This window comes from Rhizobacter sp. (genome assembly GCF_031412495.1).
In the GTDB taxonomy this organism is placed as follows: domain Bacteria; phylum Pseudomonadota; class Gammaproteobacteria; order Burkholderiales; family Burkholderiaceae_C; genus Schlegelella_A.
This window is the reverse complement of the sequence record NZ_JANODC010000001.1, coordinates 1-5,140: the sequence shown is the minus strand read 5'-3', so window position 1 is coordinate 5,140 and position 5,140 is coordinate 1. Positions and strand designations below refer to the sequence as shown.

Here is a 5,140-nt window from a genome sequence, read left to right as displayed (position 1 = left end):
CCCTCGGGCCGCGACATGCCGAAGTTGCGCGCGGCGCGCTCCTTGGTGTCGCGCCCCTTCTGGTGGCCGAGCACGACGCAGGCCTGGCCGTTGAAGCGCGCCAGCCCGCCGATGATCGACTGGTCGTCGGCGAAGGCGCGGTCGCCGTGCAGCTCCTGGAAGTCGGTGAAGACCTCGCTCACGTAGTCGAGCGTGTACGGCCGCTGCGGATGGCGGGCGATCTGCGTCACCTGCCATGGCGTCAGGCCCGAGTAGATGTCCTTGGTGAGGAGCAGGCTCTTCTTGCTGAGACGGTCGATCTCCTCGGAGATGTCGACTGCCGACTCGTTCTGCACGTAGCGCAGCTCTTCGATCTTGGTCTCGAGCTCGGCGACGGGCTGCTCGAAGTCGAGGAAGTGGCGCTTGTTCATCAGTAGGTGACCGGCACGGGGTCGAGACTGCGCCAAATGTACCAAGTGGCCACGGATCGGAACGGCGCCCAGGCATCGCCCACTTCCCGCACCTCGGCCCGGGACACCGGCTCGCCGCTGAAGTAGTTGACGCTGATTCCTTTCAGCAGGCCGAGGTCGTCGAGGGGGAGCACGTTCGGACGCAGCAGGTGAAAGATCAGGAACATCTCCGCCGTCCAGCGCCCGATGCCGCGGATCGCGACCAGCTCGTCGATGATGGCCTCGTCGTCCATGTCGCGCCAACGGGCGGGTTGCACCGCGCCGGACTGGAAGTGCTGGGCCAGGTCGCACAGGTACTCGACCTTGCGCGCGGACAGGCCGGCGGCGCGGATCTGTGCCGCCTCGAGCGCCAGGACGTCGGCGGGCAGGAGCCGCTTGCCCGAGCCGCTGGTGAGCGCGACGAAGCGGTCCCAGACGGACTGCGCCGCCTTGACCGAGATCTGCTGGCCGACGATCGAGCGCGCGAGCGTCGTGAAAGCATCGCCCCGGCTTTCGAGGCGGCCGTCGCCGAAGCTCGGGATCAGCTTGCGCATGACCCGGTCACGCTTGGTCAGGTGCCTGCACGCGTCGTCCCAGAAATCGGGCGTGGCGAGGCGGTTCGCGGCAGGCGCCAACTCAGCCCCTCGCCCAGGTCGTGCCCTGCGCCGAGTCGTTGAGAACGACGCCCTCGCGTGCGAGCTCGGCCCGGATGGCGTCGGCGCGGGCGAAGTCGCGCTCGCGCTTGGCCTGCGCACGGGCCTCGATGCGGGCGGCGATGCGCGCCTCGTCGATGCCGCTGCCCGATTGCAGGAAGGCGCGCGGCGACTGCTGCAGGACGCCGAGCGTGCCACCCAGGGCCCGCAGCAGCGACGCGTCGGCGTCCTGGCGGGTCCGGTTGACCTCCCCGGCCAGCTCGAACAGCACGGACACGGCGATCGGCGTGTTGAAGTCGTCGTTCATGGCGGCCCGGAAGGCGGCCGCGCGCGGATCGCTCCAGTCGACCCCGCTCGCGCTGCCCGGCGCCGTGCCGTCGAGCGCGGTGTACAGGCGGCGCAAGGCGGCCTTCGCGTCGTCCAGGTGGACGTCGCTGAAGTTGAACGGGCTCCGGTAATGCGTTCGCAGCATGAAGAAGCGCAGCGTCTCGCCGTCGTAGCGCTTGAGGACGTCGCGGATGGTGAAAAAGTTGCCGAGGGACTTCGACATCTTCTCGTTGTCGACGTTCAGGAAGCCGTTGTGCATCCAGATGTTGACGAAGGGACCGTCGTTCGCTCCCTCGCTCTGCGCGATCTCGTTCTCGTGGTGCGGGAACGTGAGGTCCTGGCCACCGCCGTGGATGTCGAAATGGCTGCCGAGGAGGGCCTTGCACATGGCGGAGCACTCGATGTGCCAGCCCGGCCGGCCGGGACCGTACGGACTCGGCCACTTCGCGTCGGCGGGCTCGCTTTCCTTGGCCGCTTTCCACATCACGAAGTCGAGCGGATCCTCCTTGCCGTCGAGCACCGCGACGCGTTCGCCTGCGCGCAGCTGGTCGATCGACTTGCCGGAGAGCTTGCCGTAACCGGGGAACCTGCGCACCGCGTAGTTGACGTCGCCATTGCTGCTGCGATAGCCCAGCCCCTTCTTCTCGAGCACGCCGATCATGTCGAGCATCTGCGGCACGAACTCGGTGGCGCGCGGCTCGTGCGTCGGTGGCTCGATGCCGAGCGCCGCCACGTCCTGGTGCATCGCAACGGTCATCTCGTCCGTCAAGGCGCGGATCGCGATGTTCCGCTCCAGCGCACGGCGGATGATCTTGTCGTCGATGTCCGTGATGTTGCGGACGTAGGTCACCCGATAGCCGAGGGTCTTCAGCCAGCGCTGGACGACGTCGAACGCCATCATGAAGCGGGCGTGGCCCATGTGGCAGAGGTCGTAGATCGTCATGCCGCACACGTACAGGCGCACGTGGTTCGGCTCGATCGACTGGAAGGTTTCGGTCGCCCGCGTGAGCGTGTTATGGATGCGAAGTGTCATGCGGCGGGAGCCGGCTTCGCGCCGCGCAACGGCCCTCGGGCACTGCGGCGAGAAGGGCTTCGGCATCGTGTGCGTACCCTACAATCGAGTCAGTATAGCGGCCAGTGTCCACGCGTTTGCAGGGCAATTTCCTTTCGCCGCGATGCGTTCCGCGACGATGCCATACAGGTTCAAAGCCCTCGCCCTGCTGCTCCTGCTCGCGGTCCCGGTGCCCTCGTTGGCGGCCCTGGCGGAGGAGCTGGCCGAGGTCACGCGCCTGCATCGCGCCGGCCAGTCGGCGGCAGCACTCGAACGTGCCGATCGTTACCTCTCAACGACGCCGAAGGACGCGCAGATGCGTTTCCTCAAGTCCGTGGTGCTGGCCGACAATGGCCGCGGGGTCGACGCCGTCGTGCTGCTCATGCAGCTCGCGCAGGAGTATCCCGAGCTCGCCGAGCCGCACAACAACCTGGCCGCCGTGCACGCGGCCGCCGGGGAGTACGGCAAGGCTCGCGCCGCGCTCGAGGAGGCGATCCGCCTCAGCCCCGGCTACGCGCCGGCGCACGAGAATCTGGGCGACGTGTACGTGATGCTGGCCGCGCAGGCCTACGCGCGGGCGCTCCGCCTCGAACCCTCGAGCCACTCGCTGCCGCGCAAGCTGGCGCTGGCGCGGCAGCTGCCCGCTCCCGCGTCCGTCCGGCAGACCGACGCATCCGATCCCCGTGCTGCCAGTCCTGCACCCAAGCGTTAGTCCTTCACTTTTCCGGAGAACCCGATGCCAGGAACCCGCTCCAAGCTCATCGTCTCGATCGCTGCCTTCGTGGCGATGGCCGCCGCCGCACCGGCGCTGGCGCAGAAGGTCAAGCTCGCCACCTCTGCCGGCGACATCGTCGTCGAGCTCGATCCGGCGAAGGCGCCGAAGACCGTCGAGAACTTCCTGCAGTACGTGAAGGACGGCCACTACAGCAACACCGTCTTCCATCGCGTGATCGAGAACTTCATGATCCAGGGCGGCGGCATGACGGCCGACCTGAAGCAGAAGCCGACGCGGGCCGCCATCGGGCTCGAAAGCCGCAACGGCCTCCCCAACCAGCGCGGCACGATCGCGATGGCGCGGACCAGCGATCCGAATTCGGCGACGGCGCAGTTCTTCATCAACGTGAAGGACAACGACTTCCTGAACCAGGCGCAGTCGCGCGACGGCCAGGGCTACGCCGTCTTCGGCAAGGTGGTCCAGGGCATGGACGTCGTCGACAAGATCCGCGCCACGCCGACCGGCCCCGGAGATGTGCCTGTGCAGCCGATCACCATCAAGCAAGCCACTGTGGAGAAATGACGTGACGAAGCAAGTCGATCTGGAAACCAGCCATGGGACGATCCGCCTCGAGCTCGACGAGGAGAAGGCGCCCGAGACGGTGAAGAACTTCATCACCAACGTCGAGAACGGCCACTTCGACGGCACCGTGTTCCACCGTGTCATCAAGGGCTTCATGGTCCAGGGGGGCGGCTTCGAGCCCGGGATGCTGCAGAAGCCGACCGGCTCGACGATCCAGAACGAGGCATCGAACGGGCTGCGCAACGACCGCTACACGGTCGCGATGGCGCGCACCTCGGCGCCGCACTCGGCCACGGCGCAGTTCTTCATCAACGTCGCCGACAACGAGTTCCTCAACTTCAAGTCGGAGACGCCGCAGGGCTGGGGCTACGCCGTCTTCGGCCGCGTGGTCGCAGGCAAGGAGATCGTCGATGCCATCGAGCAGGTCCGCACGGGCAGCCGCGGCGGCCACAGCGACGTGCCGGTCGACGACGTGACCATCACCCGCGCCACCGTCGTGTCCTGAGCGTTTGCACGACACCTTCGCCGCGCCCGCGCACTGGCGGGCCATCGATTTCCTGTCCGACCTGCACCTGGCCGAGAGCACGCCGCGCGTCTTCGACGCCTGGGCGGCGCACATGCGCCATACCCGCGCCGACGCGGTGTTCATCCTCGGCGACCTGTTCGAGGTGTGGATCGGCGACGACATGGCCGAACGCGGCTTCGAGGCGCGCTGCGCGGAGGTGCTGACCGAGGCAGCCCGGGCGCGCACGGTCGCCTTCATGCCCGGCAACCGCGACTTCCTCGTCGGCGACGCGATGCTGGAGGCGAGCGGCGTGATGCGTCTCGCCGACCCGACCCTGGTCCTCGCCTTCGACGATCGCGTCCTGCTGTCGCACGGCGACGCCCTGTGCATCGACGACACCGCCTATCAGCGCTATCGCGCGGTCGTCCGCTCGCCGGGCCTGCAGCGGGCCTTCGCCGCCCTGCCCCTGTCGGTGCGGCGATCCATTGGCAACCACATGCGCGCCAAAGGTGGGCGCCGACGCGGGAGGAGCGAGCCGGGGTTCGTCGACGTCGATGCCGCCACCGCCCTCGAGTGGACGCGCTCTGCCGGCGCGGCGACGCTGGTACACGGCCACACCCATGCGCCGGCGAGCCACTCGCTCGGCGCCGGGGTCGTTCGCCATGTCCTCAGCGACTGGCACAGCGACGGCGACGACTCGATCCGGGCCGAAGTCCTGCGCTGGCAGGCCGGCGGCTTCGAGCGCATCGCGCCCGAGACCGGCTCCCGCCCTCCGGCCCCGTGAACGCCTGGTGGCAGCGCTGGCGCCGGGCCCGTGCCCTCGAGCGCCGGGCCATTCCGGATGCGCTCTGGCAGCTCACGCTGGCGCGCTTCCCGTTC

6 protein-coding genes and 1 pseudogene are annotated in these 5,140 nt (G+C 68.4%); 4 read left to right on the top strand and 3 right to left on the bottom strand.

Annotated features, from left to right (window positions below):
- The 3 genes and pseudogenes from AC30N0_RS00035 to cysS form a co-directional block, all read right to left on the bottom strand.
- A pseudogene (locus AC30N0_RS00035) lies at positions 1 to 410 on the bottom strand (acetyl-CoA carboxylase carboxyl transferase subunit alpha); the annotation flags it as partial.
- Entirely contained in the window at positions 410 to 1,063 is a 654-nt protein-coding gene (locus tag AC30N0_RS00030; protein ID WP_489515895.1) for a DNA-3-methyladenine glycosylase family protein, read from the bottom strand. The pseudogene AC30N0_RS00035 and the gene AC30N0_RS00030, both read right to left, overlap by 1 nt.
- A 1-nt stretch (position 1,064) precedes the next feature.
- The gene (cysS, locus tag AC30N0_RS00025; protein WP_489515894.1) at positions 1,065 to 2,441 is read right to left on the bottom strand and encodes a cysteine--tRNA ligase; all 1,377 of its coding nucleotides are present in this window, start codon (positions 2,439 to 2,441) and stop codon (positions 1,065 to 1,067) included.
- 142 nt (positions 2,442 to 2,583) lie between these two features.
- Here cysS and AC30N0_RS00020 point away from each other — a divergent pair, with 142 nt between their 5' ends.
- From AC30N0_RS00020 to AC30N0_RS00005, 4 genes are all read left to right on the top strand, one after another.
- Positions 2,584 to 3,171 carry a tetratricopeptide repeat protein gene (locus AC30N0_RS00020; RefSeq protein WP_489515893.1) on the top strand — a complete coding sequence of 196 codons (588 nt, stop codon included), beginning with the start codon at positions 2,584 to 2,586 and terminating at the stop codon, positions 3,169 to 3,171.
- Between the two features lie 75 nt (positions 3,172 to 3,246).
- On the top strand, positions 3,247 to 3,756 hold the full coding sequence (locus AC30N0_RS00015; RefSeq protein ID WP_489515896.1) for a peptidylprolyl isomerase: 510 nt from the start codon (positions 3,247 to 3,249) through the stop codon (positions 3,754 to 3,756).
- Between the two features lies 1 nt (position 3,757).
- Positions 3,758 to 4,261 carry a peptidylprolyl isomerase gene (locus AC30N0_RS00010; protein ID WP_489515892.1) on the top strand — a complete coding sequence of 168 codons (504 nt, stop codon included), beginning with the start codon at positions 3,758 to 3,760 and terminating at the stop codon, positions 4,259 to 4,261.
- 4 nt (positions 4,262 to 4,265) lie between these two features.
- Entirely contained in the window at positions 4,266 to 5,045 is a 780-nt protein-coding gene (locus tag AC30N0_RS00005; protein ID WP_489515891.1) for a UDP-2,3-diacylglucosamine diphosphatase, read from the top strand.
- Positions 5,046 to 5,140: the final 95 nt, after the last annotated feature.